Annotated in this window: 31 protein-coding genes; 17 read left to right on the top strand and 14 right to left on the bottom strand. The window is 62.8% G+C overall.

Going from position 1 to position 24,245, the window contains the following annotated elements; genetic code table 11:
- Positions 1-39: 39 nt before the first annotated feature.
- A complete protein-coding gene (locus ACIP90_RS00700) occupies positions 40-993 on the bottom strand; it encodes a GlxA family transcriptional regulator (RefSeq protein ID WP_400575859.1) in 954 nt (317 codons plus the stop codon).
- Between the two features lie 102 nt (positions 994-1,095).
- Between ACIP90_RS00700 and ACIP90_RS00695 the strand changes: the two genes are divergently transcribed.
- The 6 genes from ACIP90_RS00695 (at position 1,096) to ACIP90_RS00670 (ending at position 6,335) form a co-directional block, all read left to right on the top strand.
- Complete coding sequence (locus ACIP90_RS00695) at positions 1,096-2,466, top strand: alpha/beta fold hydrolase (protein WP_400575857.1); 1,371 nt, start codon at positions 1,096-1,098, stop codon at positions 2,464-2,466.
- A 130-nt stretch (positions 2,467-2,596) separates the two neighbouring features.
- Positions 2,597-3,436, top strand: coding sequence for a glycoside hydrolase family 16 protein (locus tag ACIP90_RS00690; protein ID WP_400575855.1), 840 nt, complete (start codon positions 2,597-2,599; stop codon positions 3,434-3,436).
- Positions 3,437-3,529: 93 nt separating this feature from the next.
- Positions 3,530-4,252 (top strand): DUF2306 domain-containing protein, encoded by a 723-nt coding sequence (locus ACIP90_RS00685; RefSeq protein ID WP_400575853.1) that lies wholly within the window; start codon positions 3,530-3,532, stop codon positions 4,250-4,252.
- Positions 4,249-5,226, top strand: coding sequence for an NAD(P)-dependent alcohol dehydrogenase (locus tag ACIP90_RS00680; RefSeq protein ID WP_400575851.1), 978 nt, complete (start codon positions 4,249-4,251; stop codon positions 5,224-5,226). Before ACIP90_RS00685 ends, ACIP90_RS00680 begins: the two co-directional genes overlap by 4 nt.
- Positions 5,227-5,484: 258 nt before the next feature.
- Positions 5,485-5,904 carry an Hsp20/alpha crystallin family protein gene (locus tag ACIP90_RS00675; RefSeq protein WP_400575849.1) on the top strand — a complete coding sequence of 140 codons (420 nt, stop codon included), beginning with the start codon at positions 5,485-5,487 and terminating at the stop codon, positions 5,902-5,904.
- A 233-nt stretch (positions 5,905-6,137) separates the two neighbouring features.
- Positions 6,138-6,335, top strand: a complete 198-nt coding sequence (locus tag ACIP90_RS00670; RefSeq protein WP_400575848.1) for a hypothetical protein — start codon at positions 6,138-6,140, stop codon at positions 6,333-6,335.
- A 62-nt stretch (positions 6,336-6,397) separates the two neighbouring features.
- Here the strand turns inward: ACIP90_RS00670 and ACIP90_RS00665 are convergent, their stop codons facing one another.
- On the bottom strand, positions 6,398-6,553 hold the full coding sequence (locus ACIP90_RS00665) for a hypothetical protein (RefSeq protein ID WP_400575846.1): 156 nt from the start codon (positions 6,551-6,553) through the stop codon (positions 6,398-6,400).
- A gap of 260 nt (positions 6,554-6,813) precedes the next feature.
- Between ACIP90_RS00665 and ACIP90_RS00660 the strand changes: the two genes are divergently transcribed.
- The 4 genes from ACIP90_RS00660 to ACIP90_RS00645 all read left to right on the top strand — a co-directional run bounded on the left by ACIP90_RS00660 (position 6,814) and on the right by ACIP90_RS00645 (position 8,872).
- A complete protein-coding gene (locus ACIP90_RS00660; protein ID WP_400575844.1) occupies positions 6,814-7,128 on the top strand; it encodes a hypothetical protein in 315 nt (104 codons plus the stop codon).
- A 100-nt stretch (positions 7,129-7,228) separates the two neighbouring features.
- Positions 7,229-7,768, top strand: a complete 540-nt coding sequence (locus tag ACIP90_RS00655; RefSeq protein WP_400575842.1) for a hypothetical protein — start codon at positions 7,229-7,231, stop codon at positions 7,766-7,768.
- 87 nt (positions 7,769-7,855) lie between these two features.
- A complete protein-coding gene (locus ACIP90_RS00650) occupies positions 7,856-8,077 on the top strand; it encodes a hypothetical protein (protein WP_400575840.1) in 222 nt (73 codons plus the stop codon).
- Positions 8,078-8,299: 222 nt separating this feature from the next.
- Positions 8,300-8,872 carry a hypothetical protein gene (locus ACIP90_RS00645; RefSeq protein ID WP_400575839.1) on the top strand — a complete coding sequence of 191 codons (573 nt, stop codon included), beginning with the start codon at positions 8,300-8,302 and terminating at the stop codon, positions 8,870-8,872.
- A 168-nt stretch (positions 8,873-9,040) separates the two neighbouring features.
- Here ACIP90_RS00645 and ACIP90_RS00640 read toward each other — a convergent pair whose 3' ends face one another.
- Complete coding sequence (locus ACIP90_RS00640; protein ID WP_400575837.1) at positions 9,041-9,295, bottom strand: hypothetical protein; 255 nt, start codon at positions 9,293-9,295, stop codon at positions 9,041-9,043.
- Between the two features lie 40 nt (positions 9,296-9,335).
- Between ACIP90_RS00640 and ACIP90_RS00635 the strand changes: the two genes are divergently transcribed.
- Together ACIP90_RS00635 and ACIP90_RS00630 are read left to right on the top strand one after the other, a co-directional pair.
- On the top strand, positions 9,336-9,791 hold the full coding sequence (locus tag ACIP90_RS00635) for a hypothetical protein (protein WP_400575836.1): 456 nt from the start codon (positions 9,336-9,338) through the stop codon (positions 9,789-9,791).
- A gap of 96 nt (positions 9,792-9,887) precedes the next feature.
- On the top strand, positions 9,888-10,832 hold the full coding sequence (locus ACIP90_RS00630; RefSeq protein WP_400575834.1) for an endonuclease/exonuclease/phosphatase family protein: 945 nt from the start codon (positions 9,888-9,890) through the stop codon (positions 10,830-10,832).
- Positions 10,833-10,876: 44 nt separating this feature from the next.
- Here ACIP90_RS00630 and ACIP90_RS00625 read toward each other — a convergent pair whose 3' ends face one another.
- The 4 genes from ACIP90_RS00625 to ACIP90_RS00610 all read right to left on the bottom strand — a co-directional run bounded on the left by ACIP90_RS00625 (position 10,877) and on the right by ACIP90_RS00610 (position 12,978).
- Positions 10,877-11,167, bottom strand: a complete 291-nt coding sequence (locus ACIP90_RS00625) for a hypothetical protein (protein ID WP_400575833.1) — start codon at positions 11,165-11,167, stop codon at positions 10,877-10,879.
- A 37-nt stretch (positions 11,168-11,204) separates the two neighbouring features.
- Entirely contained in the window at positions 11,205-11,768 is a 564-nt protein-coding gene (locus ACIP90_RS00620) for a hypothetical protein (protein WP_400575831.1), read from the bottom strand.
- Between the two features lie 139 nt (positions 11,769-11,907).
- Positions 11,908-12,129, bottom strand: a complete 222-nt coding sequence (locus tag ACIP90_RS00615; protein ID WP_400575829.1) for an endonuclease NucS domain-containing protein — start codon at positions 12,127-12,129, stop codon at positions 11,908-11,910.
- A gap of 600 nt (positions 12,130-12,729) precedes the next feature.
- The gene (locus ACIP90_RS00610) at positions 12,730-12,978 is read right to left on the bottom strand and encodes a helix-turn-helix domain-containing protein (RefSeq protein ID WP_400575827.1); all 249 of its coding nucleotides are present in this window, start codon (positions 12,976-12,978) and stop codon (positions 12,730-12,732) included.
- Positions 12,979-13,145: 167 nt separating this feature from the next.
- Between ACIP90_RS00610 and ACIP90_RS00605 the strand changes: the two genes are divergently transcribed.
- From ACIP90_RS00605 to ACIP90_RS00590, 4 genes are read left to right on the top strand one after another with little or no spacing between them, the layout of a single operon-like run.
- A complete protein-coding gene (locus ACIP90_RS00605; protein ID WP_400575825.1) occupies positions 13,146-13,577 on the top strand; it encodes a LexA family protein in 432 nt (143 codons plus the stop codon).
- Positions 13,578-13,636: 59 nt separating this feature from the next.
- Positions 13,637-14,917, top strand: a complete 1,281-nt coding sequence (locus tag ACIP90_RS00600) for a Y-family DNA polymerase (RefSeq protein ID WP_400576756.1) — start codon at positions 13,637-13,639, stop codon at positions 14,915-14,917.
- Between the two features lie 41 nt (positions 14,918-14,958).
- Positions 14,959-15,339 (top strand): hypothetical protein, encoded by a 381-nt coding sequence (locus ACIP90_RS00595; RefSeq protein WP_400575823.1) that lies wholly within the window; start codon positions 14,959-14,961, stop codon positions 15,337-15,339.
- Between the two features lie 9 nt (positions 15,340-15,348).
- The gene (locus tag ACIP90_RS00590; protein WP_400575821.1) at positions 15,349-15,633 is read left to right on the top strand and encodes a hypothetical protein; all 285 of its coding nucleotides are present in this window, start codon (positions 15,349-15,351) and stop codon (positions 15,631-15,633) included.
- A 663-nt stretch (positions 15,634-16,296) separates the two neighbouring features.
- On the opposite strand, the gene ACIP90_RS00585 is transcribed toward ACIP90_RS00590, so the two are convergent.
- The 7 genes from ACIP90_RS00585 to solA all read right to left on the bottom strand — a co-directional run bounded on the left by ACIP90_RS00585 (position 16,297) and on the right by solA (position 23,114).
- Entirely contained in the window at positions 16,297-16,974 is a 678-nt protein-coding gene (locus ACIP90_RS00585) for a GntR family transcriptional regulator (RefSeq protein ID WP_400575820.1), read from the bottom strand.
- A gap of 287 nt (positions 16,975-17,261) precedes the next feature.
- On the bottom strand, positions 17,262-17,933 hold the full coding sequence (locus ACIP90_RS00580) for a haloacid dehalogenase type II (protein WP_400575818.1): 672 nt from the start codon (positions 17,931-17,933) through the stop codon (positions 17,262-17,264).
- 57 nt (positions 17,934-17,990) lie between these two features.
- The gene (locus ACIP90_RS00575) at positions 17,991-19,121 is read right to left on the bottom strand and encodes an ABC transporter ATP-binding protein (RefSeq protein ID WP_400575816.1); all 1,131 of its coding nucleotides are present in this window, start codon (positions 19,119-19,121) and stop codon (positions 17,991-17,993) included.
- On the bottom strand, positions 19,118-19,909 hold the full coding sequence (locus ACIP90_RS00570; protein WP_400575814.1) for an ABC transporter permease: 792 nt from the start codon (positions 19,907-19,909) through the stop codon (positions 19,118-19,120). Before ACIP90_RS00570 ends, ACIP90_RS00575 begins: the two co-directional genes overlap by 4 nt.
- The gene (locus tag ACIP90_RS00565; RefSeq protein WP_400575812.1) at positions 19,906-20,685 is read right to left on the bottom strand and encodes an ABC transporter permease; all 780 of its coding nucleotides are present in this window, start codon (positions 20,683-20,685) and stop codon (positions 19,906-19,908) included. The genes ACIP90_RS00570 and ACIP90_RS00565 overlap by 4 nt, the downstream gene beginning before the upstream one ends.
- Positions 20,686-20,786: 101 nt before the next feature.
- Positions 20,787-21,890, bottom strand: a complete 1,104-nt coding sequence (locus tag ACIP90_RS00560) for an ABC transporter substrate-binding protein (protein WP_400575810.1) — start codon at positions 21,888-21,890, stop codon at positions 20,787-20,789.
- Positions 21,891-21,962: 72 nt separating this feature from the next.
- Positions 21,963-23,114: an N-methyl-L-tryptophan oxidase gene (gene solA / locus ACIP90_RS00555; RefSeq protein ID WP_400575809.1), complete on the bottom strand. Its 1,152-nt coding sequence runs from the start codon at positions 23,112-23,114 to the stop codon at positions 21,963-21,965.
- Positions 23,115-23,371: 257 nt separating this feature from the next.
- Between solA and ACIP90_RS00550 the strand changes: the two genes are divergently transcribed.
- A complete protein-coding gene (locus ACIP90_RS00550) occupies positions 23,372-24,046 on the top strand; it encodes a haloacid dehalogenase type II (protein ID WP_400575807.1) in 675 nt (224 codons plus the stop codon).
- The last annotated feature ends 199 nt before the right edge of the window (positions 24,047-24,245 follow it).

Below are 24,245 nucleotides of genomic sequence, written 5' to 3'. Positions count from 1 at the left end.
AGCGCATTCTCTTTAAGAGTCGACCACGGTGGGAGGGGTCTAGGCTGGGGCAGCTTTCCGGTTCCTGCCTTGGTAGAGGCGGCGGTAGCTTGAGGGTGTGGTGCTAAGTTTCCGGGTGAAGTGGAGCCGGAAATTTGCTGTTGTGCCCAGACCAGTCCTGGTGGCAACTGCCTGCACCGTCAGGTCGGTGGTTTCCAGGAGCCTGCACGCTTCGTCTACGCGTTGATCGTTTAGCCATCTCAAAGGTGTCATTCCTGCTTCGGCCGTAAATTTCCGGATGAAGCTCCTGGATGCCCAGCCGGCATGGGCGGCCATATCGTTCACTGTGAGCGGTTCAGCGAGGTTCTGCCTCGCCCAGGCGCAGGTGTCGGCGAAGATCGCCAAGGGGGCAGCGACCGCTCGTTCCATGAACTGGACTTGGCCTCCTTCCCTGTGGGGGGCCACTACCATCCGTCGTGCAATGCTGTTAGCCGCTTCGGTTCCGTAGTCCTTGCGGACCAGGTGCAGACATAGGTCTATGCCTGCCGCGACCCCGGCGCTGGTGCTGACGCTGCCTTGGTCTATGTATAGGACGTCTGCGTCGACGTCGACGCCCGGGTACAGGGTTTGAAGGCGTTCGGCGTTTCTCCAGTGGGTGGTTGCCCGCTTGCCGTCCAGGAGACCGGCGGCAGCGAGGGCGAAGGCGCCCGTGCATACCGACACCACGCGGGTTCCGCTGGCTGCTGCCTGACGCAGGGCCTCGCAGACCTCGGCGGGTGGATCGTGGAGCGGGGCGTAGCCGGGCACCACGACTGTGTCCGCGGACAGGAGGGCGTCCAAACCATCGAGGGCTTGGATGGAATACCCGGAGGTCGTCGGCACCAGGCCGGGCTGGGCTGTGCAAACCGTGAAGGAGTACCGTCCCCGTTCATCCTCGTGGCCGAAAACCTGCGCCGGAATGGCAAGGTCGAAAGCGACCACGTCCGGCAGTGCCAGCGCGACGACTCGGTGCATAGGCCCACTGTAATCAGTAATGGCACCAGGTGGGCAGAATCCTTTCCATACAGGGCATTTTTACCGCGCCTTTCCATTGCCGGTGAATGACAGCATGGGCGCATGACAATCTTTCCGCCGGAACATGAAATGACGGCCACCGCTCCCACGAGGCCCACGTCCAAGGGCCAGGACCGTCAGCCCGGCCCTGATCCTTCGCAGAATGGACACCTCGGCTGGATAGTGGCCGGCTCGTTGGTTGCAGGGGTCCTCTCTGCACTTCTGCTGGCCGGCGCCCCGTACATTCCGGCTACTGAGAGCGGCGTGACCGGCGCCATCCTGCTGGGGCTTGCGCTGGGATGGGCCATGGTTGCGGTGCTGTCGGTGAGGTTCACGGATCAACCGCAGAGGTGGGCCGTTGCTCCGGCTCTTTTCATGGGCCTGGGCGGCGTCCTTCTGGTGGCGTTCGGCTCCCCAATGCAGGAGGCGCTCACCTGGGTATGGCCCCCCGTCTTGCTGATGTTAGCGATATGGATGGTCGTCAGGGCTCATCGGCAGCTTCGCAGTCGGAGCGGTCACGTGCTGCTTTACCTAGTGATCGCGATGCTGGTTCTGTCTTCGCTTGGTAGCGGCTTCGAAACAGTGCGCGAAGCGGCGAACCCAGTGGCCTCCCCAGAGCAGGGCCAGTTGATCGACGTAGGCGGACACCGCCTGTACCTGAACTGCACCGGCTCAGGCAGCCCTACCGTCGTAATCGAACCGGGCGCCGGCCTCATGTCCTCTGACCTCGCTTTGATCGCACCGGCCGTTGCCCGTGACACCCGGGTGTGCGTCTATGACCGGGCAGGACGTGGGTGGAGCGATCCGGCGAACACTCAGAACGCGCCCCAGGACGGCGCGCAGATCGCGACCGATCTCCACACATTGCTGCAGCGCGGAAACGTTCCGGGACCGTACGTGCTGGCGGGGCATTCGTTCGGCGGTCTCTACGCACTCACTTTCGCTGCCCGCTATCCCCAGGATGCAGCCGGATTGGTTTTGGTGGACTCGACTGCACCGGCATCGGACCCGGAATCAGCACCAGGTTCGGACTCTGAGGACACGATGAACCGTGTCTCCGCACTGGTAGCCGGCGCAGCACGACTTGGCCTCGGCCGGTTGCTAGGCGTGGCACCCAGCCACCTCCGGAGCACCGTTGACGAGTACATCCGAGCCGGCTCCTCGGCGCAGCAGGCTGCCGCTCTAAGGAGCTTCAGTGACAAGCCGCTGCTCGTCCTGACAGCAGGCAGTGGGAGCCAGCCCGGCTGGGCCGCATTGCAGGAAGCCCTCGCCTCAATCTCGACCAACAGCCTGCACCGTGTCATCAACGGATCCACCCATGCGTCATTAATCACCGACCAAGAGGACGCGGCCGCGACCACTCAGGGGATCCTCGACGTCGTCTCCGCCCTGCGGTCTACAAGCCCGCTCACCCCACAGGACCCAGGCCGGTGACTCCCTCGTCGAGGGAAAGCGGCACCTCCTCGAGGCCGAGGTTTCCGTCTTTCACCGCTGGCTGGAACAGGCCTGGGCATGCCCACGTAAAGTGGGATGGATTTCACGCAGCCTCTAAAGGAGGGCGCAGGTGAGCAAGGACAGTGAGCGCATGGCCAGCAATGGAAACGTCACAGGCCAGCAACTGGACCGCAGCCAGTATGTTCTGGAGTTCAGTGACACTTTTGAGGGACCCGATCTGGACAGCACCAAATGGATTCCGAGCTACCTCCCGCAATGGAGCAATTCAGAACTAGCACGCGCCAGGTATCACCTGGATTCCGGAATGCTGGCCCTGATGATCGAAGAGGACCAGCCTCCCTGGTCCCCCGAACACAATGGTGGTCTTCGCGTTTCCAACCTTCAAACCGGGGTCTTCTCTGGGCCGCTGGGGAGCACCATCGGCCAGCACAAGTTCACAAAGGGGCTTAGGGTCTCCGAGGCCCAGAAAGAGCAGCGCCTGTACACCCCGCACTACGGACTTATTGAAGCCCGCGTTGCTGCCATCGCCGACCCCTCCTGCATGGTGGCCCTGTGGATGATCGGCTTTGAAGACGCCCCGGAACAATCGGCCGAAATATGCATCTTCGAAATTTTCGGCTCCGACATTGGCCCTAACACTGCAACAACCGGACTCGGAATACATCCGTTCGGCGACCCACTCCTGCACGATGAGTTCCTGAAAATCCAGCTAGCTGCCGATGTAACCGACTTCCACACCTACAGTGCTGACTGGACCCCGGACTGCGTCAACTTCTACTTCGACGATCAATTCGTTGCCAAAGTCGAGCAGTCCCCCAAGTACCCGATGCAGCTCATGCTCAATGTCTACGAGTTCGAAGGCGGGCCCCCCTCCCCTTATCCAAAAAGGTTCCTTGTCGACTGGGTCCGCGGTTACCGGCAGGCAGAGGCTTCTGGGGCACGGACTTAGGGCTATTGTGGCGGTCATTCGATGGCGATACGTTGAGCCAGCGAGCAAGCAACCAGCAGCCCTAGCGGGCTTCCTACCGAATGAGGATCGCCCGTGAAAACCACCAGCAAAGCGCCCCATGTTCCCGGTCCGCGGCCCCAGACGCTCAACCGCTGGATTGTGCCTGCGGCCCTGATCTTCCTCGCCCTCATCCCCCTGATCGCGGGAGGAGCCCGCCTCGGCGAGCTGGCCGGCGGCGCCGAGATCACGCCGCGGAACGAGAGGTTTTTCGACTCACCCATCCCGGTGGTGGCCCATGTCCTGAGCGTGACTGTCTATTCCCTCTTGGGAGCTTTTCAGTTTGCTCCGTCGCTTCGCCGGGGCAGACGCTCCTGGCACCGGGCGGCCGGCCGCCTCCTGATACCCGCCGGGCTGCTCACCGCCCTAACGGGGTTGTGGATGGCGCTTTTCTACGCGCTGCCACCCAGCGACGGGCTCTTCCTTCTCATCCTGAGGCTGGTTTTCGGCACCTCAATGACGGCCAGCATCGTCCTGGGGATCCTGGCCCTCAGGCATCGGGACTTCGCCCGGCACGGCGCCTGGATGACACGCGCCTACGCGATAGGAGTCGCAGCCGGCACCCAGGCCCTGATCCTCATCGTCCCGGAACTCGTGTCCGGACCCCCCGATGTCACCCTCCGTGCTCTCCTCATGGGGGCCGCCTGGATTATCAACCTGGCCGTCGCCGAATACGTCATCCACCGCCGCCGGCTCCCGGCACGCGCCTCCCGCCGATCGGGCACCACCGCGACAACCAGCCAGGGGTTGTCACGGTGAGGGCCGCAGTGTATCGGCAGTACGGCCCTGCTGAGGTTGTCGGCCTTGAAGAGGCCGCCAAACCATCACCGGCAGCTGGGCAAGTGCTTGTGAGAGTTCATGCGAGCACCGTCAGCGCCGCAGACCATCGCGCCCGGACACGCGACGTTCCCCGCGGCCTGCTGATCCCCACCGCCCTTGCCCTTGGAGTGTTCAGGCCGCGAAAACACATCCTGGGCATGGACGCCGCCGGCGTCATCGGGGCAGTGGGTCCATGCGTCACCGCCTTCGCGCCCGGCGACGAGGTGATTACGTGGCTGGGAGCCAGGTTCGGCGGGCATGCCGAGTACGTGGCAGTTCCCCACGACGGTCCGATCACCGCAAAGCCGCGCAATATGGGCTTCGAGGAGGCGGTGACCTTGGTTTTCGGCGGGCTCCCCGCCCTTGGTTTCCTGCGGCAGGCATCCCTCAAGCCCGGTGACGCAGTCCTGGTCAACGGCGCGTCCGGCGCCGTCGGCACCGCAGCAGTGCAGCTCGCCAAACACCTCGGGGCCGAGGTCACCGGCGTATGCAGTAGCAAGCACAAGGATCTGGTCCTGTCGTTGGGCGCAGACAACGTAATCGACTACACCACGCAGGACTTCGCCGCCGACGCCAGGACGTACAGCGTCATCATGGACTGCGTCGGCAACGCTCCCTTCGAACGGGTCAACAAGCTGATCAAACCCGGCGGGGCGCTGCTGCTGGTAGTTTCTGACCTCAAAGGAGCTCTGCTCGGCCCGGTCAGGACCCGGAGGAGCGGAAAGCTCATCACGGCCAAGGCCGCCAAACCCACCGCCGAGCACCTGTCGTTCCTCGTCACCCTGGCGGAAGCGGGCGGATACCAACCCGTCATCGACAGAACCTACGACCTCTCCAACATCGTTGAAGCCCACCGCTATGTGGATGCAGGACGAAAAGCGGGAAACGTCGTCGTCCGGGTGCCAGTCAGCTGACCAAAGGCATCGTTCCAACGAGTGAGTTGCCACAGAGAACGCGGCCCGTTCGCAGCCATGGTCTGCCTTGTCTTCGGCCCGACTCACCCCTGGTTTGCGCGGCATTTCGCGGCCTTGCGCCTGTGGGCATGGACTTCATGGTCCACGAATCAGAGGCATTTTGTGAGATGCAGCCTCTTGTCAGCTTGTGGCCCCGGTGCTATTAAATCTATGTCAGCGGATATAGATCCGGTCACTCGATGATCCAGGAGGTATGCCATGTTGATGAGCGATCCGTTCCGCCAGCTCGACCGGCTGACGCAGCAGGTGTTCGGCACGACCGCCCGTCCGGCCGCTATGCCCCTGGACGCCTGGCGTGAAGGCAACGAATTCGTGGTGGCGGTTGACCTGCCCGGCGTGGAAACCGAATCCATCGACGTGAATGTCGACCAGAACGTTCTGAGCATCCGCGCGGAATGCGCGCATAAAGCAGGCGACGGAGCCGACTACCTTGCTGCAGAGCGGCCCCACGGTGTCTTTAGCCGGCAGCTGATCCTGGGCGAAACGCTGGATACGGAGAACGTGAAAGCCGCCTACGACGCTGGCGTCCTTACGCTCCGCATCCCGGTGGCGGAGAAGGCGCAGCCGCGCAAGATTGAAATCGAGACCAAGGGCGGCCAGCAACAGATCAGCGCCTAACAGACCGGGACGGGATGCCCGTTACACGCTAATGCTGCCTATTGGGCGATTGGTATCGGTAACGCCACCGCGCCTTGTAGCGCACATGCAGCAGCAACGCACGGAACATCCCGCCCGGCGGTCCCCGGCCGTGAATGCGGCCGGGGAACCGTTCCATCGCCGCCACAACAGGACTCGGCGACGGCGGGCAGCTACACAAGCTCCGCCCGTGGCATCACGACCAGGAACACGTCATGCTTGCCGAGCATCAACACGACGCCCCACGCCAGCTACAGCAGCTCCACGTAGGCGATACTGTTCGGGCCGACGGGGCGGAGTTCAAAATCACCGCCACCGAACACCGCCGCGGCATTGTCCTGCTAGAACTTGAAGCGCCGGACGGGGAGCATGCGACTCTCATCGGAGTGCCCGGCGCCCCGCTCCCCTTCTAGGCACGCGCTCCCCTTCTGGGCTGGCTGGACCGTTACGTCGCCTGCCCGAGGCGGCTATGGCGTCAGTTCCCGTTCTGGGATTCGCCGTTTTCGTCTTGGGCCACGACCTGGTTTGCAATGAAGTCGACACGGTCGGCAGCTGTCAAAGTCTCATCGTTCTGAATCGCCTCGACATCCTCGCCGTCAACCGCTGACGGATCCGGATTTGCATCTGTCACCTTGATCACCCCTACATGAATCGTGCCGGTATATGAGCGCCCGTGCTACGAGACGTGCCGCGTTCATTCGACACCCCGCTGCGCGTGTCGCCATTGTATGCGGCAGGGCACCGCCCACCATGAGGAATTTCCAGGCGGATCGCCCGGGGCTGCCGCCACCAGCTGCAGCCACACTAGCACTGTGAATTTTCTATGGAGCAACGAGAACATCGTCCCTGGCGCGACGGTGAGCCACGGGAGCTCGTGGGCTAGGCCTACATGTGCACCCTGCAGCGGAACTCCCCCGCTTCGTTGAACGGATCGTTCGCACCGTCGCCATCCAGGACTACGATCTGGTCCTGGATGCCTCGCGGAGCCTGAAGACGAAATCGCGGCTGGTCGGGGCGCTAAGGATGAACCAGCTGTGCACCGAACTCGAGTTGGCCTTGGCGCTGGCTGACTGGGCGGCCGCAACAGACGTCGCACGGGACATCGAACTCCACCTTCCGCACCTGCTGAAAGCCCTCGTCAGGTGCCACATCTCAGGCACCGCACCCGGCGGCAGGGGGTTGCTCCAGACCGCCATGGCGTCCTGATCATGCCTCGGATCCGGAAGCTATCCGGCAACGGCAGGCCCTGTCCTCCGGCCCAGCTTCAATGGTGGCTCCCGCATGCCGCTGCCGGTAGGCTCCGGGCATGGGGTTCATTGGAGGGAAACCGGTCCGCGGCATGATGTTGGTGGTCTTCACCGTCTCGGCAGCTGTCTTGAGTGCCTGTGCGTACACGGACGACGAGGCGGGCACTTCGGCTGCCCCGTCGGCATCAACTTCCCGGCCAGCCCCGCCCCGCCCGCCGACGGCCGATCCCGCCCTTGCCAGGGAACAGGCAGGCAACCAGGCGCAGCTAGACCGGATCCTTGGCCCCAGGCCCTCCGACCTTGTGTTGGGCGGCTCGGGTGGACTTAGTGGCGACGGGCACCGCGCCTCGCTGCCTGGCCTGTCAAAGGGAAGCTACCTGGTCACCTCTTCATGCGTAGGTGTCACAAATGCGGCCCTCCTCATCGCGCAGCCTGACCGTCGCGGAGGAACAAACTACGAACTCGAACTTAAGTGCGGAAGAACCGGGGGCATGATCGTAAAGCTGGAGACAGGCCCGGTCTTCGCCCATCTCGTACCCACAACCACAGAAGAGAGCCGTGCATCCGTCGCCGGCTTCTGGATGGTCCCGGCACCATAGACGGAGTCACACCCGCCAGGCACTGTCAGAAAGGAGACACTCATGCACTTCAAACAACTTTTTCGCCGCAGGACTAAAGCCCCAGGCATGCCCGCAACCGAGCCCGCAGGCACGTGCGAGGCCACCCAGCTGGCGCAGAGCGAGGACCTGCAGGAGGCCTGGGCTGAACTGACCGCAGCCGCCAAAGGCTCCAAGGTGATGAACTTCCACGCCTGCACCCATTCCGGGGTGCCGTGGGGCCAGGACCCAGCAGCTGTCCGTCTTCTGGCCGCCATACTGCGTGAACACCCGGCGGACGCCGGTGAATGACATGGGCCCCAACATCTATCTGGCGGCCGTTGCTTGCTTCATCTTGGCCGCGGCATGCTCCGCAGTCGGGGTAACCATCCGGCAGAAGCAACGGGGCCAGCCCACCCGGAATGCCCGGCTGGACGCGGCCAGGTTCCGGTTCGCAATGCTGTCAGGGGCGGTGTTCAGCCTGTCCGGAGCAGCCCTGATGTTCAGTACCCTTCTTCCCTAAGGTCAAGGATCATGAGCGTCAATAAAGAAGAAGGTGGCTGGCGCGCGCTGGTGCGGCGTTCGCCCAACTGGCTGATCGTCGTTGCGATCGCCGTCGTGTACACCGCCCTGATTCTGGGCATGGATTTCCTCAAGGGCGAGGAGATCGAGCCCGAGAAGGCCGCCCTCACAGCCGTCCTCGGACTGGGTCTCGGCTGCTTCGCCATCTGGATCAACCGCTGGAAACAGGCCCGGGACCGCAGGCAACCGCAAGGAGCGCCCACGGCAACAAATGTTCAGCAGGCCATTTCCAGTGGCCAGCTGCCCGAACATGCCACTGCCGAAGAGTGGCTCCCCGAGTTGCAGAAGATCGTTCGGCAGGAGAGGCACTGGGCCTGGGGTGGACCGCTCTTCTTCGGCCTGTTCACTGCCATGGGGATCTTCCTCATCTTCGATGACCCAGCACATCCCTGGTTCGGCGTCTTCGTCTCGGCCTGCTTCTTGGGAGCTGCCGTCTGGTACCCGATCTGGGTACGGCGCCGGCGCGCCAGGATAAATGGACTGATTGCCGACCTCGTGAACAAACCTCCAGAGCCAGCGACGTGAAACTGCTGGGAAACGCCGGCCCGGCGGTCACTCATCCTCCGGCCCGGAAGCGTCTCTGAACGTGGTGGCAAAGTCGCCGGCGGCGAACCCCGGAGCGGCACGGCGCAGGAGTCCGATCAGGTGCTAATGGTTCGGGATCATGAGGAGAAGCGTAGCCGCATTCCGAAGCTATGGATCGCGCATGATCCCGGTTATGGCTCGGATCTGGTCCAGACGCTTCTGGTAGTAGGCCGCGGTCAGGATGCTCAAAAGAGAGATGGCCAGCGATCCCCATGCGCTCAGCGGAACGCGGCTTTCGGACTGATGCTCGGAGATGGTCAGGGACGCGTTGCCGAGGTTGAGGATGGCAAAGAAGATCATCCAGGAGCGTGCGTAGCTGAGGTCTTCCTTGCTGAGTGCCTTGGGTTTACGCCACCTGACCATGCCGTGACTGTAGCAGTCGGAACACGGCTACCCTATGGCTATGGCCACGGGGGCAGGCAACGACGGCAACAAGTACGAGTGGCAGTCCTGGCCGCCGGATTCGCTCGAGGGCATGCCGCCGAAACGCAGGCGCCTGGCAGGCTGGGCGTTGTTCTGGTTCATACTGTTGGGCTCCGTCGTGGGGTACGGACTGGAGGGGCTGGGAGTTACTGAGCCGTGGCGTTCACTGCTGGTCGCCGCAATCATGGCCGCGATCTTCGTACCTCTCATCCGGGCAGCCGTGCTCGAAGCCCGCCAACTCCGCGCCGAAGGTGCCGACCTGCCTTCGATCCAAGTCACCCGCAAAGTACTGATCGTCACGGGCGCCCTGGCCGCGGTGACCTGGATCGTTTACGCCGTCGGGGCGATACAGGGCGAGCCGGGGTCGCTTGTGCTGCCGATCGCCTGCACCGTCTGGCTAGTCTTTCTGGTACGGCGGTGGCGAACGGGACCCTGAATGGGGATAGGGTTTTCGGTGACCTCGAAATGAAGATCAGGGGACCTTCTGCCTGCCTACGGGGCCGGCGAAAGTCAACGTGATTCGATGGGACCCATGACTACCGCTCCCCCGGCTTCCGTCACCCAGGGCCTGGCCAGGCTCTCGCGGGCCTTGGACGCGACCATCCCGGCCAGAACAGACACCAACCTTCTGGTCGCGACCTGGAACGTTCGGGCGTTCGGCGATGTCACCGCGAAATGGGCGGCCGGGCCAAGGGACTCCCCCAAACGGGACTGGCATGCGGTGGCGTGCATCGCCGAGGTCATCTCCCGGTTCGACGTCGTCGCCCTGCAGGAGGCCAGGCGCAGCACCAAGGCGCTGCGGTTCCTGCTCGAGCGGCTCGGCCCGGCCTGGCGGGTGATTGCCTCCGACGTCACCGAAGGTTCCGCTGGCAATGCGGAGCGCCTCGCCTTCCTGTACGACAGCGACCGGGTCCAGCCCTCCGGACTGGTCGGGGAAATCGTCCTGCCGGCCCTCGGGAGCGACCCGGCCCGGCAATTCGCCCGCACCCCATACTTCGCCGGTTTCAGCCGCAACGGTACGGAATTCACCCTCGCCTCCGTCCACGTCCTGTGGGGCAAGAACGCCGCCGAGCGGCTTCCCGAAGTCACAGCCTTCGCGCAGTGGATGCGGGCGTGGGCGGACCGGCCCAACGACTGGAACCACAACCTGATGGTCCTGGGTGACTTCAATTTGGACCGCATCGGCGACCCGCTCTACGAGGCCTTCGTCGCCACCGGGCTGTGGCCGCCCACGGAGCTGAACACGGTGCCGCGGACCATCTTCGACGACAGCGGAGCCAACAACTTCTACGACCAGATCGCCTGGTTTTCCGAACCCGACGGCACCCCGCTGCTGGACGGCATCACCTACAACCAGCGCGCCGGATCCTTCGACTTCATCCCGCACGTGATGACCGGGCTGACGAAGAACGAAATCTCCTGGCGGATTTCCGACCACTACCCGCTTTGGACCGAATTCCGGCTTACCGAGGGATAGCCTGGCCACTGCTTGTGCCGCCGTGCGGTGCTCTTTTCTACTGGCTACAGCGCCCGACCCCGACGGTCCCAATCAGCCCTAATAGCCTCTTCCTCGTCCCAGAAGCGGCCATCATGATGGCGAAGGTACAACAGGAACGCGAGATAGGTAACGGACAGGAATAGCAGGACGAGCGATAAGTAGTCCCCCAGATCCCAGACAATCCCCATTAGAAGATTCCCAACCACTATCACCAGCTGCAGCCCAGCGATGATCGACCACAGGACGAACTGAACGCGGAAGCCACCCCGGGTCATCCTCGGCTGCAGCCGCTTGCGCCCTTCAGCCTCTGCCATAAGCCGAGCGTAAGACATTGACAAAGCTCGGAACAGATCAGGCTGACTGTGGGCCCCCGAGCCGTTCTTCAAGCAGCTTCAAGGCGGCATCACCGGCCGCCAGATGCAGCACGCCCTCGTCCGTTTCCAAGGCGACGATGCTCCAGCCTCGCTTCACCTCCGCGGGCCTCTTGGCCGGCGGCTCTACCGGGCCCTTGAAGATGACATCGAAGAACGGCCTGATCGTACCGGCCGGGTCACCTTCACCGACAAGATCCGGCTGGAACCTGACCGTCCCGCGGCTCACTTCGGCGAACCCGGGCAGCCACAGGCGGCGGATGGAACCCGGGTGGGAATCCGGATAGCGGATAGCGCACTCGATGATTCCCCGTTCTGCATCATGTGCCAGACGTTCCTTCCGCTGCGGAGCCGCGAGCCGGGCAAGCAGGAAGGCGCCCAAACCAAAGGCACCGAAGGACATCGTCGTCGCCTCCCAAAACCCGAAGTTCTCACGGAGAAGGCTGGACGTCGACGTGGCCAGGAAGACCAGCAGCCCAAGGGACCGTGGCAGGATCTTTTCCCACCTGCCCCGCGGGGCAGGCCTGAGCGCCTCCCCTGCCATGCCTGCATCCTAGGCCCTACGGCAGAAAGCGGCATAGGCCCGACCCGTAAGCTTCCTTATCCCGCGGACTCCAGATGGAATTCGACACGGTACTTCATGAACCGGATGTTCCGGGCCATGGAAAGCGCGCGACGGATCTTCAGGTCATCCTCTTGGCGATGATGACGCCCTGGACGGACTGCCCGGATTCGAGCGGGGCCTCCTGGACGTAGCCCATGTAGCACTGGATCTGACCGACGACGGAGTCATTGGCTCGACCACGCTTCAGCTCGACGACCAGCAGCCGGCTGCGGTCCTTGCTGATCGCGAGGATGCCCATCGGACCGGTATCGGTCAGGTACTGCTGGCCGGTGGTTCTCATGGTCGCAGCCCATATGCTCGTAGTCGATGCAAGGGTGGTGCCGACGGGGACCCGGTCACGGAACCCCGCCACAGGCTCAGGCTTGGGTAAGGGTTTCCGCACGGCTGAGAAAACCCAGGCCCTGATGGAGTCGAAGCGCCCTGATCCCTCGCGTCGTCGCAACAACGAGCAGCCCGACAGGGAGATCTCTTTGCACAAGATGCTGGAAGGCGCCTATGAGCACGGGAACGGCCATTGGAAGGGGCGCGTCTACGTCGCGCAGAATAACGAAACCCAATTCAGGCAATACTGCCGGGTCGGGCTCCACGCTCCTTGCTGAGAGTTCGTAGAGTGGCCAGCCCGCAGCCGCCGTGACGATCGTGGCTGCTTCAATTACTTCGTCCCTGTACGCCACATCCCGGAAGGCTGCCACTGTCACCTGCGCTAGTCCATGACCCGAGTGTGTCAAAGTGTCGGTTAGCTCAAGAGCCCATTCAGCGGTATCCAACGTTGTCCTCGGATCTCAGTGGGGTAGAAAAACGACGATTTCGGATGGGCGCCTTGGCCCGGCCAGATATTAGTCGCCGCTACACACAGCGGATGGATGGGCTTTCACACCGGCTAATCTTCGGGGCCCCCGCCATCTTTCAACTCACCTGTGGCAATACGCTCGGCGGTGCGCCGGTACGCGTCAGTTATGAAGTCTTCGAGGTCGGTGGCCCCGATGCGCCACACTCCGCGGCCGCCGACCTGGATGCCCCGCAACTCGCCCGTTTTTAGCAGGGCCCGGATCTGGCTGTCGGAGACATTCAGCTCCTCCGCGGCCTGCTCGATGGTCAGGAAGCGGCGCTTCTTGTGTTCGTCGGTCACCGCTTCATCCTATGTGGGGTCTGCAGTGGCCCCAGGCCCAGAGCAAGCGCGTTACCCCGAAATGGCGCCCGTAGCCGAATATCGCGGTCGGAGTGGCCCGCGAAAGACGTTGTCAGCCCCTGGGGCTACACTTAATTATCGAACATATATTCGAATAAAGGTGTGTCATGGGCGTTGTTATTGGTCCCCGGGTGATAGATGCGGGTGCCTCGTTGTTGTCGGTGCTGGTCTCCCCGGTGCCGGTCGCGGCCGGGTACCCGTCCCCGGCGCAGGACTACTTTGACGGCCGGATCGACCTGAACCAGCATCTGATCAAGGACATCACCAGCACCTACGTGGTGCGGGTGACCGGGGACTCGATGGAGGGCGCCGGGATCAGCGACGGGGATGAACTGATCGTCAACCGGGCCCTGGAACCCGCCGACGGCTCGGTCGTCGTCGCCGTCCTGGACGGGGAACTGACCATCAAGCGTCTGCGCATCACCCCGGACGGGGTGGTGCTGCAGGCGGAGAACCCCAAATACCCGGACATCCGGGTCCCCGCACTGTCGGAGCTGACCGTTTGGGGCGTGGCCACCAGGTGCCTGCACCATGTCTAAGAGCCCCAAGCCTGGCGCGCACTTTTGCGCTGGGGGATGCGATGTCTAGGCCGGCGGTGATGCGGCGGATGCCGCAGATCGCCCATGTAGATGTGAACTGCTTCTACGCCTCGGCCGAGCGTGCCTTCGATCCGTCGCTGGAGGGCCGGCCGGTGGTGGTGCTCTCCAACAACGACGGATGCGCGGTGACCCGCTCCCCCGAAGCGAAGGCCCTGGGCATCCCGATGGGCGAACCCTGGTTCAAACTCGCCCCGCGGGCCAAGGAATGGGGCCTGGTCGCGCTCTCGTCCAACTACGAGCTCTACGGGGACATCAGCGCCCGGGTGATGGAGCTGCTGGGCCGGTACTCGGCCTGGCTCGAGGTCTACAGCATCGACGAGGCCTTCCTCGGCGTCAAAGGCTCCCCCGTCGAGCTGCTGGCGCTGGGCCGGGCCATGAAAGCCGCGGTCCGCCGGCACGTCGGCGTGCCGGTCTGCGTCGGGATCGCCCCCACCAAAACCCTGGCGAAACTGTGCAACAAGTGGGCCAAGCATAACCCCGCCTTCGGCGGGGTCTGCCACTGGGACTCCGTCCCCGCCCCTGTGCGGGAGGCGCTGCTGGGGCGGCTGTCCGTGGAGGAGATCTGGGGCGTCGCCGGCCGGCTGACCAAACGCCTGAACGCGATCGGCATCCACACGATCGAAGATCTCACCGCCGCGGATCCGGTCGCGATCCGGGACAAGTTCTCCGTGGTCATGATGCGCACCGTCCTGGAACTGCAGGGCACCCCGTGCATCCCGATGGAGGAAGAACGCATCGGCCGGGATCAGCTGATCTTCTCCCGCTCCTTCGCCACGCCCGTCACCACCCGGGCCGGGCTCCGGCAGGTCTTGTCCGTCTACGGCCAGCAGGCCAGCGCACGGCTGGGAAAACACGGGCTGCAGGCCAAGGTCCTTACCGCGTTCGCCGGGACCTCCCACTACAACCAGCACCAGGCCTCCTACCCGTCCGTGTGCGTGGCACTGCCGATGCCGACCGCGGACCCGGTCCTGCTCACCCGCGCCGCGCACGCGCTGCTGCCCGCCATCCAGGAAGGCCTCAAATACGCCCGCGCAGGGATCATGGTCACCGACCTGCGTCCCACCGGCAACCAATCCCTGCTCGAGCCTTTCGAAAACCCGCACGAGGAACGCCACATCGGCGCCCTCCTCGAAGACGTCACCCGCCGGTACGGCCGCGGCGCCATCGGCCTGGGCCACGCCGGCATCAAAACAGGCCTCGACTGGACCATGAAACGCGACATGCTCTCCCCCCGCTACACCACCCACTGGGACGAACTCCCCCTCGTCAAAGCCGCCTAACAAACACCCCCACGACCAGCACCAACCCGAAAGACACACGAATGACCATCACCCACGAACGCACCACCACCAGCCCTGCCCACCCCACACCCAAGACCGCGCCCACAACCGCGGCGCCCAAGCCTGGCGTGCCGGTGCACGTGCGGTTCACCGCCGCCGGAACTCCCCTGGCTGTCCGCCACGACGGACAGATCTGGGCGGTCGCCGCCGAAACCGTGCACTGGTTCGAACGCTGCGACTGGTGGCACACCGGCACACGAGCCGCCATCGGCTCCGGGGACCTGGTCAGCGTCGGACACTGGCGCGTCCAGGTCCGCGACAGCACCGCGGCCCCGCTGCGGACCTTCCAGCTGCGCCGCGACCCGCTCTCTGAGCAGTGGCTTCTGGAGGCCATCACTGACAGTGAGGACGCCGCTGCGTAGTGTGGGGCCATGGGACTGATCTACGACGACCCTCGCCTGGCAGCACTAACGCTGCTGCGCATCGCCGCCGAGGAAGCCGAAGGCCCCACCGAGCTCACCGGAGGCATGCAAGCGGTCCTGGACGACCTCGTGCAGCGCAACGGGGGTGAGTATTTGGCGGAGCTGGCCATCGCCCTCGCGAGGACTGGGTTCATCGCCCTCGACGAACTGGCCAGGATCACCGGGAACAACACCTCTGACCTGCTGGACGCGGTCGAGGTCGACACCCTCGAAGGCCTCGATGATGGGCTCTAGAGTCGGCGCGGGACTGCCGGCTGGGCTCGCCCCACCGGTGACTGTCGCTCTGGCCAGAGCGGTCACGAAGATGCCACGGGCGGGCGCTCTGCCAGGAACGTTAGCGTTTGAGGCCAAGTGGGACGGGTACAGGTGTGTCGCGATCCGCGACACTAACGGGGCCTCTTTGTGGTCGCGGCACGGAAAGGACAGAACCGGTATTCTGTTGGCGTGAAGCGCCTCCGTGCTGACCTTTAGCCTGGTGAGAGTGCAGTTAGCAGTGCGCGACAGGTGTCGCTCACTTGTCTGAGTATGTCGACTTCATTCAGGACCACCCAGGATTCAGCTCGACCCCACGTTCGTCGTTGCTCCAATTCTCGAGCCTTCGTGAAAGTTCGTCCGCGGCCTGGCATGGTTTCCATCGAGTCCAAGGGCAGTGTCGGTCCACTCGCCGCTGACCGTGTCGCGAGGAAGTTTCTACGGGGTTGCTGCTTCTTACGGCGCCCTCCCCGGGGCCGGTGCGTCCGCCTCCGATGTTGTGTGGACGACGGAAGTGAGCTGCTTGCATGCAGGGGTTAGCGCGGCCACGCGTCACACGTTTCGTGCCGGCGCGGATGTGGCTTTCCGGCGCCGCCCGGGGGTGTAGGCCGAGGACGTCTGAGGTTCGGCGCTTCACCGGCGGGATCAGGAGTCGCGCTGTTTACGCGCGGCTTCCAGCGTCACGATGGAGTTCTTAAGGTGCCATTCGATTTCGGCGAGATAGCCTTCCTCGTCCCGGGCCTGGATAAGGTCACGGAGCCGTCTGTGCTGCTCCAGGATGGTTTCCTTCCGTTCAAAAACGTTCTGGAATTCCCGTAGGCAGAGAAGCGTTTCGGCGGCCAGCGTGGAAAACATTCTTGTCAGCCTGGGGCTGCCTGTCGCCTGCACGATGGTTTGATGGAACTTCAAGTCCGCCGTGGCAACGTCCTGCCATTTATTGTTTTCCAAAGCGTGGAACATGCGAGCCAGGAGCGCATCAAGCTCTGCGGTCAGCTCCGTCGTGTCACCCCTGAGCACGAGCCGGCCTGCTTCCCGTTCAATGGCGGCGCGCGCCGTGTAGACGTCCTCGATGTCCTCGGGCCCAAGCTCCACCACTGATGTCCCGCGGTTGCGTGTGCTGACGAGTAACCCCTCCTGCACCAGCCGTTGAACTGCTTCACGGACCGGTCCGCGGCTGATCTCGAGCTGGGCTGCGAGCTGGACCTCATTGATACTCGTTGACGGAGCGAAGGTTCCGTCGAGGATCCGGTCGCGCAAATATTCCGCGATGAGATCGGCGGTCACTTTCCGTTGGAATGTGACTGTACCGTTGACAAGGCTCATGGCGTGTTCCCCTTCCGCTCTTCAGCATGCCGTTGATAATTCGATCAATGTCGAAATCCCGGACACGCCTGCCATATTCACTTATTCACCGCCATGACCGGAAGCGACCGATACGAGCACCAGGTCCGGAATTGCAGCTTGCCAGTCGAGGCACTCTCTCGCAACACGGTCCAGCATGCGGCCGTCCTCCGGACCTCTACCGGACTAAGACCGGTGGAGGTCCGGAGGGACCATGACCCTGGGCCGCAGCAGGCACTGCGGCGTTAGGGACAGTTACCCCGAAGTGCTCAGACACCCAGCAGCGCGGGCAGTCCGGACAGGTCGGGCAGCTCGTCGTACGGCTGGTAGAAATCGCTGCCCTTACGGTTGTAGCGGTTGATCCACACCCGCCGGATGCCGTACTTCTTGGTCGGCATGATGTCGTATTCCCAGCCTTGGGCAGCGTGGGTGATCTGGTCCATCTTCTGTGGGAGCACGCTGAAAAGATGTTCGAACGCCTGCTCCCGGGGCTTGTAGGCGCCGGCCTGCTCGGCGGTCACTACATAATCGAACTCCACGCCGATGTTGGCGACGTGGTAGGGAATCAGGTCGTTGTCGCTGTTGGTGATGATCGCTATTTCATAGCCGCCGGCCTTGAGGCGCTCAAGTGCTTCCGGCACCTCCGGGAACGCGGCGAATTTCTTGGCTTCCTCCATGAGCTGCTCATGGTCCTCGTCCTTGAAGGGCACCCCGTGCAGGAGCATGCAGGTTTCCAGGGTCTGTTTCACGATGTCTGTGTAGCGCTGGTAGGGGTTCGCGACGCCCTGGAACCGCATGACGCGGAGGTTATCCAGGAATTCCTCGTGATCGACGCCGACCAGGTCAAGCCGGTCCTTGACTATGGGCAGGGTGGCGCGGTTGAGGTCGAAGTCAACCAGTGTTCGATAGCAGTCGAACGTGACGACGGGTTTGGTAGTCATGCTTGCTTTCTCCTTGTTTCGGTAGGGAATTGGTTGGGAATTGGGTGTTCTTGGGAACTAGTCGGCGGGGACGAGCACCGAGTTTGCAGGGTCCCATGTGACGGTCGCGCTGTCCCCGGGATTGAAGAGCTCGAATGGGGCATGCAAGGGGATCCTGGCATTGATGACCAGGCCAGTGGCCGTTGTGAGCAGGCATTTCCGGGACTGGCCGAGATAGACGCATTTGGTGACGGTTGCCTCGAGGGTGTTGAGGCCCTCCGGAATCGCGGCAGTTTGGGTGGCGGGTACGACCGTCAGGTCTTCCGGGCGGATTACGACGGCGGCCGCGGAGCCCTCGGCGACTGAGCCGTGGGCGCCTTGGGTGGAGAGGCTTCGGCCTTGGTGGACCAAGGCGCCCTTTGCGTAGCTGCCCTTGATCACGGTGGATTCGCCCACGAAGTCGGCTACGAACAGTGTTTCGGGGCGCTTGTAGAGGTCTTCGGCTGTGCCGAGCTGTTCGATCCGCCCGGCGTTGTAGATGGCGATGCGGTCACTCATGGCCAGGGCTTCTTCCTGGTCGTGGGTGACGTAGACGACCGTCGCGCCGAGTTCCCTGCAGATTCGGGTTATTTCGATCTGCATCGCTTCGCGCAGCTTCTTGTCCAGCGCGCCAAGGGGCTCGTCCATCAGCAGAAGCCGGGGCTTGAAGACGAAGGCACGTGCCAGGGCTACACGCTGTTGCTGGCCGCCGGAGAGCTCGGAGGGTTTGCGCTTGGCATAGTCCGTGAGTTGCACCAGCTCCAGTGCCCCCGCGACGAGGCTTTTCCGTTCGGCACGGCCGATCTTCCTTACCCTGAGCGGATAGTCCACGTTTTCCTCAATGGTCATGTGGGGGAACAGGGCGTATTGCTGGAAGACCATGCCGATTCCGCGCAGGTGTGGCGGGACACCGGAGAGTTCCTTGCCGTCCAGGGTGATGGAGCCCTCGTCCGGGTCGAGGAAGCCAGCCACCAGGTTCAGGGTAGTGGTCTTGCCCGATCCTGACGGTCCGAGCATGGTCAGGAACTCACCGGGCCTGACATCGATGGAGACGGATTCGACCCCGCGGCTGTCTCCGTAGGATTTGCGCACGTTTGCAATGCGCAGTTCCCCGCCGGTGGCGGTCGCGGTGACGGTTGTCTTTGGTTCCGTGAGCTGTGTTGGGGTCATGGTTTCAGTGCCTTCCTGCGCGTGCCGATCAGTAGTGCGGACATGATCAGCACGATGGTGACGAGCATGACTATGGTCGCGGCGACGGCCAGTGTTGGGGACAGTTCGGTCTGTACTTGGTCCCACATGACCACGGGGAGGGTCTTGACTGTGGGGCCGGTGAGGAAGATGGAGAGGATCAGTTCATCCCAGCTCATGGTGAACGCGAACAGTGCTCCGGTGAGCAGGCCCGGTGTGATGAGGGGGAGGGTGATGCGCCGGAAGGTGTAGGTCTTCGAGGCGCCAAGGCTGGCCGAGGCATCTTCCAGCTTGCTGTCCAGGCCTTTGAGGGCGGTGGACAGCGAGATGTAGACCAGCGGGTAGGCGATCACCGTGTGGGCCAGGACCAGACCGCCAACGGAACCCAGGATCTTCCAGTCGCTGTAGACGAAGTAAAGTCCGACCGCGAGCACCACGATGGGCATGATGATGGGGCTGAGGATGAGCACCTGGATCGGGGACTTGCCGCGGAAGCGCCCGCGGATCATGGCCAGTGCTGTTGCCATGCCCAGGATGAGGGACAACACGGTGGTCAGTGCCGCGATCTGGATGCTTCGCAGCGCCGCGGAGCTCCAAAGCGGATCGGTGAAGAAGACGCCGTACCAGTGCAGGCTGAATCCCTCCGGCGGGAATTTGAGTAAAGGGCTGGCGGAGAACGACATCGGGATGACCACGAGGGTTGGCATGATCAGCAGGACGCCGATGACGCCTCCGAAGATTTTCAGCCCCAGGGGGATGTTTCTGGTCATGGCCGGCCTCCCGTGACAATGTCTTTGAAGCTCACAAGCCGTGTTCCGACGAAGAGGATTGCGAGGGTCAGCACGAGCAAGACGATTCCGATCGCGCTGCCGGTGCCGAATTGGATCTGCTGCTCGATCTGGTTGACAACGAGTTCGGACAGCATCGAATCCTTGGGGGATCCCAGCAGTGCCGGGGTGACGTAGTAGCCCAAAGACATCACGAAGACGATCAGGAATCCTGACATGACGCCGGGAAGTGACAGGGGCAGGAACACGGTCCGGAAGGCCAAGGAGGGCGTCGCGCCCAGGGTGCGGGCTGCCGGGACCAGGTCTGGTTGGATCCGCAGCATCGATGAATAGATCGGGAAGACCATGAAGGGAAGCAGTGCGTGCGTCATGCCGATAGTGACTCCGAGGGTGTTGCGCATCAGCTGGAGCGGTTCCTCGATGACTCCCATGTTCAAGAGTGCCGAGTTGATGATCCCTGTCTCCTGCAGCCATACCGTCCAGGCGTAGGTCCGTACGAGCAGGCTGGTGAAGAACGGCAGGAGGACCAGGACCATCAGCACCGCCGTCATCGCCTTGGGCGCGGCGTACATGATGTAGGCGTAGGGGTAGGCGATGGCGAGTGCGACGACCGCCACGAAAAGTGCCGTGACGAATGTCGTGACCAGCGACCGGGAATAGACCGGGTCGGTGAAGAAGATGGCAAAGTTCTGGGGACCTGGGTCCGTGAGGGCCCGCACTGCTGTTTGAATGAAAGGGAGGATGAAAAGCAGTGCCATGAATACCAGGCCGGGCCAGATCAGTGCAGTCCAGGGGGACCGTGAAGGCGAGCGTCGGGATGGCGCCGGCAAGGTCTTTGTCGGGGGCGTCATTTCCTGGATCATGCCGATGTCACCCACTTCTGCCACCGTGAGCTGACGTCTGCACGGTTGGCGTTGAGCCATTCATTGTTTGGGTTGATGCCGATGTCCAGGTGGCTCGTTGGAAGATGCTCCTTCATCTTCTTGTCCACAAGCGCCAGGGACTCCTGGTTTGTCGGACCGTAGGGGATGTACTGGGAGAGTTTGGCGTTGTTTTCTGCGGAGAGCATGTATTTGGCCAGCTTCGCGGCGTATTCGACGTTGGCTCCCCTGGGAATGACCAAGGTGTCAGCCTGGATGAAATGCTGGTTCCACTGGATGGCGATCGGAGCACCGGTTTTCTGCAGGTTGTAGACGCGCCCGTTCCAGACTTGGGCCATGGACACTTCGCCGTCGGCCAGAAGCTGGGCTGACTGGGCGCCTGTGGTCCAGAAAATAGTCTGCTTCCGGATGCTGTCCAATTTCGCGAAGGCCCGCTTGAAGTCGATCGGGTACAGGTCCTCGGGCGCCACCCCATCGGCGATCAGGGCGATTTCCAGAACCGCCCCATTCGAAAGGTTGCGCAAGGCTCGCTTGCCGGGAAACTTATCCAGATCGAAGAAGTCCGCCCAGCTCTGCGGGCCTGGCCCTTTGATGCGGTCCGTGCGGTAGGCGATGACATTGGAGAAGATCGTGTGCCCGACGACGGAATCATGGACGTACTCGGGGAGAAGTTGGCTCGTTGGCAGGCCTAGTCCCGCCCAGTCCTGCAGGAAGGTCCGGTCAGTGCCGTATCCGAAGTCGCCGGTGGCTGTCATCAGGTCCCACTGGACATTGCCGCTGGCGACCATGGCCTTCAGCTTCGCGTAATTCTTGGGGACGTCTTCCACGAGACGAAGGTCAGGATTCTGCTGTTGGAAGGGAGTGAGCCAGGCTTTGCGCTGAGCTGCCTGGTATTCGCCGCCGTCGGACACGAAAACGACGGCGTTTTCGCGCTGAGTGCCCAGTGCTGCGCAGCCGGACAGGGATAGAGCAGTGGCGCCGGCCAACCCGGCTGCCTTCAGCAGGCTGCGCCGGCTGATATTTTGTAGGGGTGGTGGAATTGGGGGTAGTGCCTCGTAACTGGTCATGATGTCGTTCGTCACCTCAAATCTTGGGTGCGGTTGGGGTTGGTTAGAGCGCGTCGTTGCGCGAATTTATGACCGGGAAGCCGATGCTCAGTAAGAACCGGTTCCTGCGGTGGTGAATTTTTGGAGGAAACCCAGGTCCACGGGGGACGGTTCGCCGAGGACCAGATTGGCGCCGATTTCACCGATTGCCGGGCACATCTTGAAGCCGTGGCCGGAGAAACCGGACAACACGATGACGTTGTCCATCTCCGGATGGGGGCCCATCCATTCCCGGCGCGACTCCGTGTAGGTTTCCAGATACGTCTCGGTCCGCATCGGGTGCGGGTCAAGGCCTGGCAGGTATCGCGAGATAGCCTCCTGGAAAGGCGCCAGTTCGTCGGGACGGACGACCCGCTCTACATCGTCGGGGTCATCGACCTCAAGATGGGAGGAATATCCGAGCCCTATTTTCATTGCCGTGTAATCGGCGGTGGGAATTCCATAGCAATATGTCGGTTCGGTCCGGATAAAAGGAAGAATTCCGGGAACATAATTCGGGTCTGCCGCAAAATGCCAGCTGGAGATCAGCCTCCTTGTTTCTATTATTTCGCGGAACTCGGGCAGGAGTTTGCTTGTCCATCCACCCGCGCTCACAATGACACGGTCGAAATGGTGTTCCCCCTCGGTGGTGGTCACCACGGCGCCGGTTCGCGTTCCCTTCACTGAGATCACTGTGGTGTCGCTGACCACGGAGGCGCCGCGCGCCTGGGCAAGCCGGGCGGCTGTTGACACGGTGAGTTCAGGGCGGACGAAGCCGCTCCGGACATCCAGAATTGCGAGATCGCCGTCGTCAAGCCCGTACTGCGGGAAGCGGCGGGCCAATGCGTCGGCGTCCAAGACTTCGTGGTCAATGCCCGTTTCCAGTGCATTGCGCAATGCTGTCTGCATCTGTTCGTGCTGCGGCGATCCCATGACGAGGGTGCCTGTCAGGGTCCGCAGCTCGCGGCCGGATTCCTTTTGGAGTTCATCCCAAATGCGGTCCGCCCGGGCGACAATCGGGCTGTAGCCGGGCTCTTCCAGTTCGATATTGCGGAAGAGGCGGTTCTCCCCACCGGCTGCCCCGCGGGAGTGGCCCGGAGCGTACGTTTCGAATCCGGTCACATCCACGCCACGCTTGCTCAGCTGCCACAGGACCTGGGCACCCATCGTGCCAACACCCACCACAGCTACCTTCATCGGAGCCACCACGCTAACCGCCACCTCGTCTAGTCGAACCCTGTGCGCTGAATCACAGATTTATGTGTCTTCAATCACGCTAGCGCCCGTCAAGATAAAGTGTCAACAGTTTGCACTTTTTAATCTGCGAACTGTTGACGATCTACAATCAGCACATCTAGTGTCAGTACAGCGCGCGCATCATGGGCTGAATTACCCGATGGAAGCCGCTGCGCAGACCACTGGACGACGGCAGGCCACACATCGGGCTCCCGTCCAAGACCAAATGAAACGGACGAATCATGGCAGAAACGAACTTCCGGCCGAAGTACATCTCTTTTGATTGCTACGGCACTCTTATCGACTTCGACATCGATCCCACCACGCGCCGCCTGCTTGATGGCCGCATCTCCGAAGAGCAGTGGCCTGCGTTCGAGAAGGTGTTCTGGGGGTACCGGTACGACGAGGTCTGTGGCGACTACAAGCCCTACGAGCAGATCCTTCAGGATTCCTTTGACCGCGCGTGCAAGCGCTTCGGCATTGGGCCGACCGAAGGTGCCGGCGCAGAATTCGCTGAGGCTGTACGCGGCTGGGTTGCCCACGAGGACGTGCTGGCTCCGCTGAAGACGATGGGCGACAACTACCAGCTGGTGATTCTGTCGAACGCAGACACCAGCTTCCTGGACATCAGCGTTCCGAAGCTCGGTGCAGACTTCCACGCCGTCTACACCGCTGAGCAGGCCCGGGCCTACAAGCCGCGCTACCAGGCGTTTGAGTACATGCTGGACACCCTGAACGCCAACCCGGAGGACTTCCTGCACGTCTCCTCGCACACCAGGTACGACCACATGCCGATGCACGACATGGGATTCCGGAACCTCATCCTGCTGGACCGTGGCTTCGACCCCATTACCGATGGCTACGACTACGTCACTATGAACTCCCTGGATGAGCTCAACAAGCACCTCGGTCTCTAAACCGGTTCCTGAGGCGAAGCGTCTTTGAACATGAAAAGGTGATCCACATGACCGATGGCAGACTCGCCGTTATTGGATGGGGCAGCATCGGCAGCAGGGCGTTGTGGCAGGCATCGTGCCTGTCCGGCCGTCACCGGGTTCGAAGCCGCCTTTCCCGCCCACGGCCGTAGCGCCGTGGGCGGGAACACCCGCCTTATCC

Origin of the sequence: Arthrobacter sp. NPDC093139, assembly GCF_044754165.1 — a bacterium.
In the GTDB taxonomy this organism is placed as follows: domain Bacteria; phylum Actinomycetota; class Actinomycetes; order Actinomycetales; family Micrococcaceae; genus Arthrobacter.
This window is presented reverse-complemented; position numbering and strand designations above follow the sequence as displayed.

Bases quoted from the DNA above. Each gene is read 5' to 3' on its own strand.
- ACIP90_RS00625 (WP_400575833.1), bottom strand. From the start codon at position 11,167: ATGGCAGAGGCTGAAGGGCGCAAGCGGCTGCAGCCGAGGATGACCCGG.
- ACIP90_RS00615 (WP_400575829.1), bottom strand. From the start codon at position 12,129: ATGAGAACCACCGGCCAGCAGTACCTGACCGATACCGGTCCGATGGGC.
- ACIP90_RS00590 (WP_400575821.1), top strand. From the start codon at position 15,349: ATGGGACTGATCTACGACGACCCTCGCCTGGCAGCACTAACGCTGCTG.
- ACIP90_RS00655 (WP_400575842.1), top strand. From the start codon at position 7,229: ATGGGGTTCATTGGAGGGAAACCGGTCCGCGGCATGATGTTGGTGGTC.
- ACIP90_RS00550 (WP_400575807.1), top strand. From the start codon at position 23,372: ATGGCAGAAACGAACTTCCGGCCGAAGTACATCTCTTTTGATTGCTAC.
- ACIP90_RS00565 (WP_400575812.1), bottom strand. From the start codon at position 20,685: ATGGCACTGCTTTTCATCCTCCCTTTCATTCAAACAGCAGTGCGGGCC.
- ACIP90_RS00595 (WP_400575823.1), top strand. From the start codon at position 14,959: ATGACCATCACCCACGAACGCACCACCACCAGCCCTGCCCACCCCACA.
- ACIP90_RS00695 (WP_400575857.1), top strand. From the start codon at position 1,096: ATGACAATCTTTCCGCCGGAACATGAAATGACGGCCACCGCTCCCACG.
- ACIP90_RS00605 (WP_400575825.1), top strand. From the start codon at position 13,146: ATGGGCGTTGTTATTGGTCCCCGGGTGATAGATGCGGGTGCCTCGTTG.
- ACIP90_RS00570 (WP_400575814.1), bottom strand. From the start codon at position 19,909: ATGACCAGAAACATCCCCCTGGGGCTGAAAATCTTCGGAGGCGTCATC.
- ACIP90_RS00600 (WP_400576756.1), top strand. From the start codon at position 13,637: ATGCGGCGGATGCCGCAGATCGCCCATGTAGATGTGAACTGCTTCTAC.
- ACIP90_RS00580 (WP_400575818.1), bottom strand. From the start codon at position 17,933: ATGACTACCAAACCCGTCGTCACGTTCGACTGCTATCGAACACTGGTT.
- ACIP90_RS00645 (WP_400575839.1), top strand. From the start codon at position 8,300: ATGAGCGTCAATAAAGAAGAAGGTGGCTGGCGCGCGCTGGTGCGGCGT.
- ACIP90_RS00640 (WP_400575837.1), bottom strand. From the start codon at position 9,295: ATGGTCAGGTGGCGTAAACCCAAGGCACTCAGCAAGGAAGACCTCAGC.
- ACIP90_RS00670 (WP_400575848.1), top strand. From the start codon at position 6,138: ATGCTTGCCGAGCATCAACACGACGCCCCACGCCAGCTACAGCAGCTC.
- ACIP90_RS00675 (WP_400575849.1), top strand. From the start codon at position 5,485: ATGTTGATGAGCGATCCGTTCCGCCAGCTCGACCGGCTGACGCAGCAG.
- ACIP90_RS00650 (WP_400575840.1), top strand. From the start codon at position 7,856: ATGCCCGCAACCGAGCCCGCAGGCACGTGCGAGGCCACCCAGCTGGCG.
- ACIP90_RS00700 (WP_400575859.1), bottom strand. From the start codon at position 993: ATGCACCGAGTCGTCGCGCTGGCACTGCCGGACGTGGTCGCTTTCGAC.
- ACIP90_RS00635 (WP_400575836.1), top strand. From the start codon at position 9,336: ATGGCCACGGGGGCAGGCAACGACGGCAACAAGTACGAGTGGCAGTCC.
- ACIP90_RS00630 (WP_400575834.1), top strand. From the start codon at position 9,888: ATGACTACCGCTCCCCCGGCTTCCGTCACCCAGGGCCTGGCCAGGCTC.
- ACIP90_RS00620 (WP_400575831.1), bottom strand. From the start codon at position 11,768: ATGGCAGGGGAGGCGCTCAGGCCTGCCCCGCGGGGCAGGTGGGAAAAG.
- ACIP90_RS00575 (WP_400575816.1), bottom strand. From the start codon at position 19,121: ATGACCCCAACACAGCTCACGGAACCAAAGACAACCGTCACCGCGACC.
- ACIP90_RS00585 (WP_400575820.1), bottom strand. From the start codon at position 16,974: ATGAGCCTTGTCAACGGTACAGTCACATTCCAACGGAAAGTGACCGCC.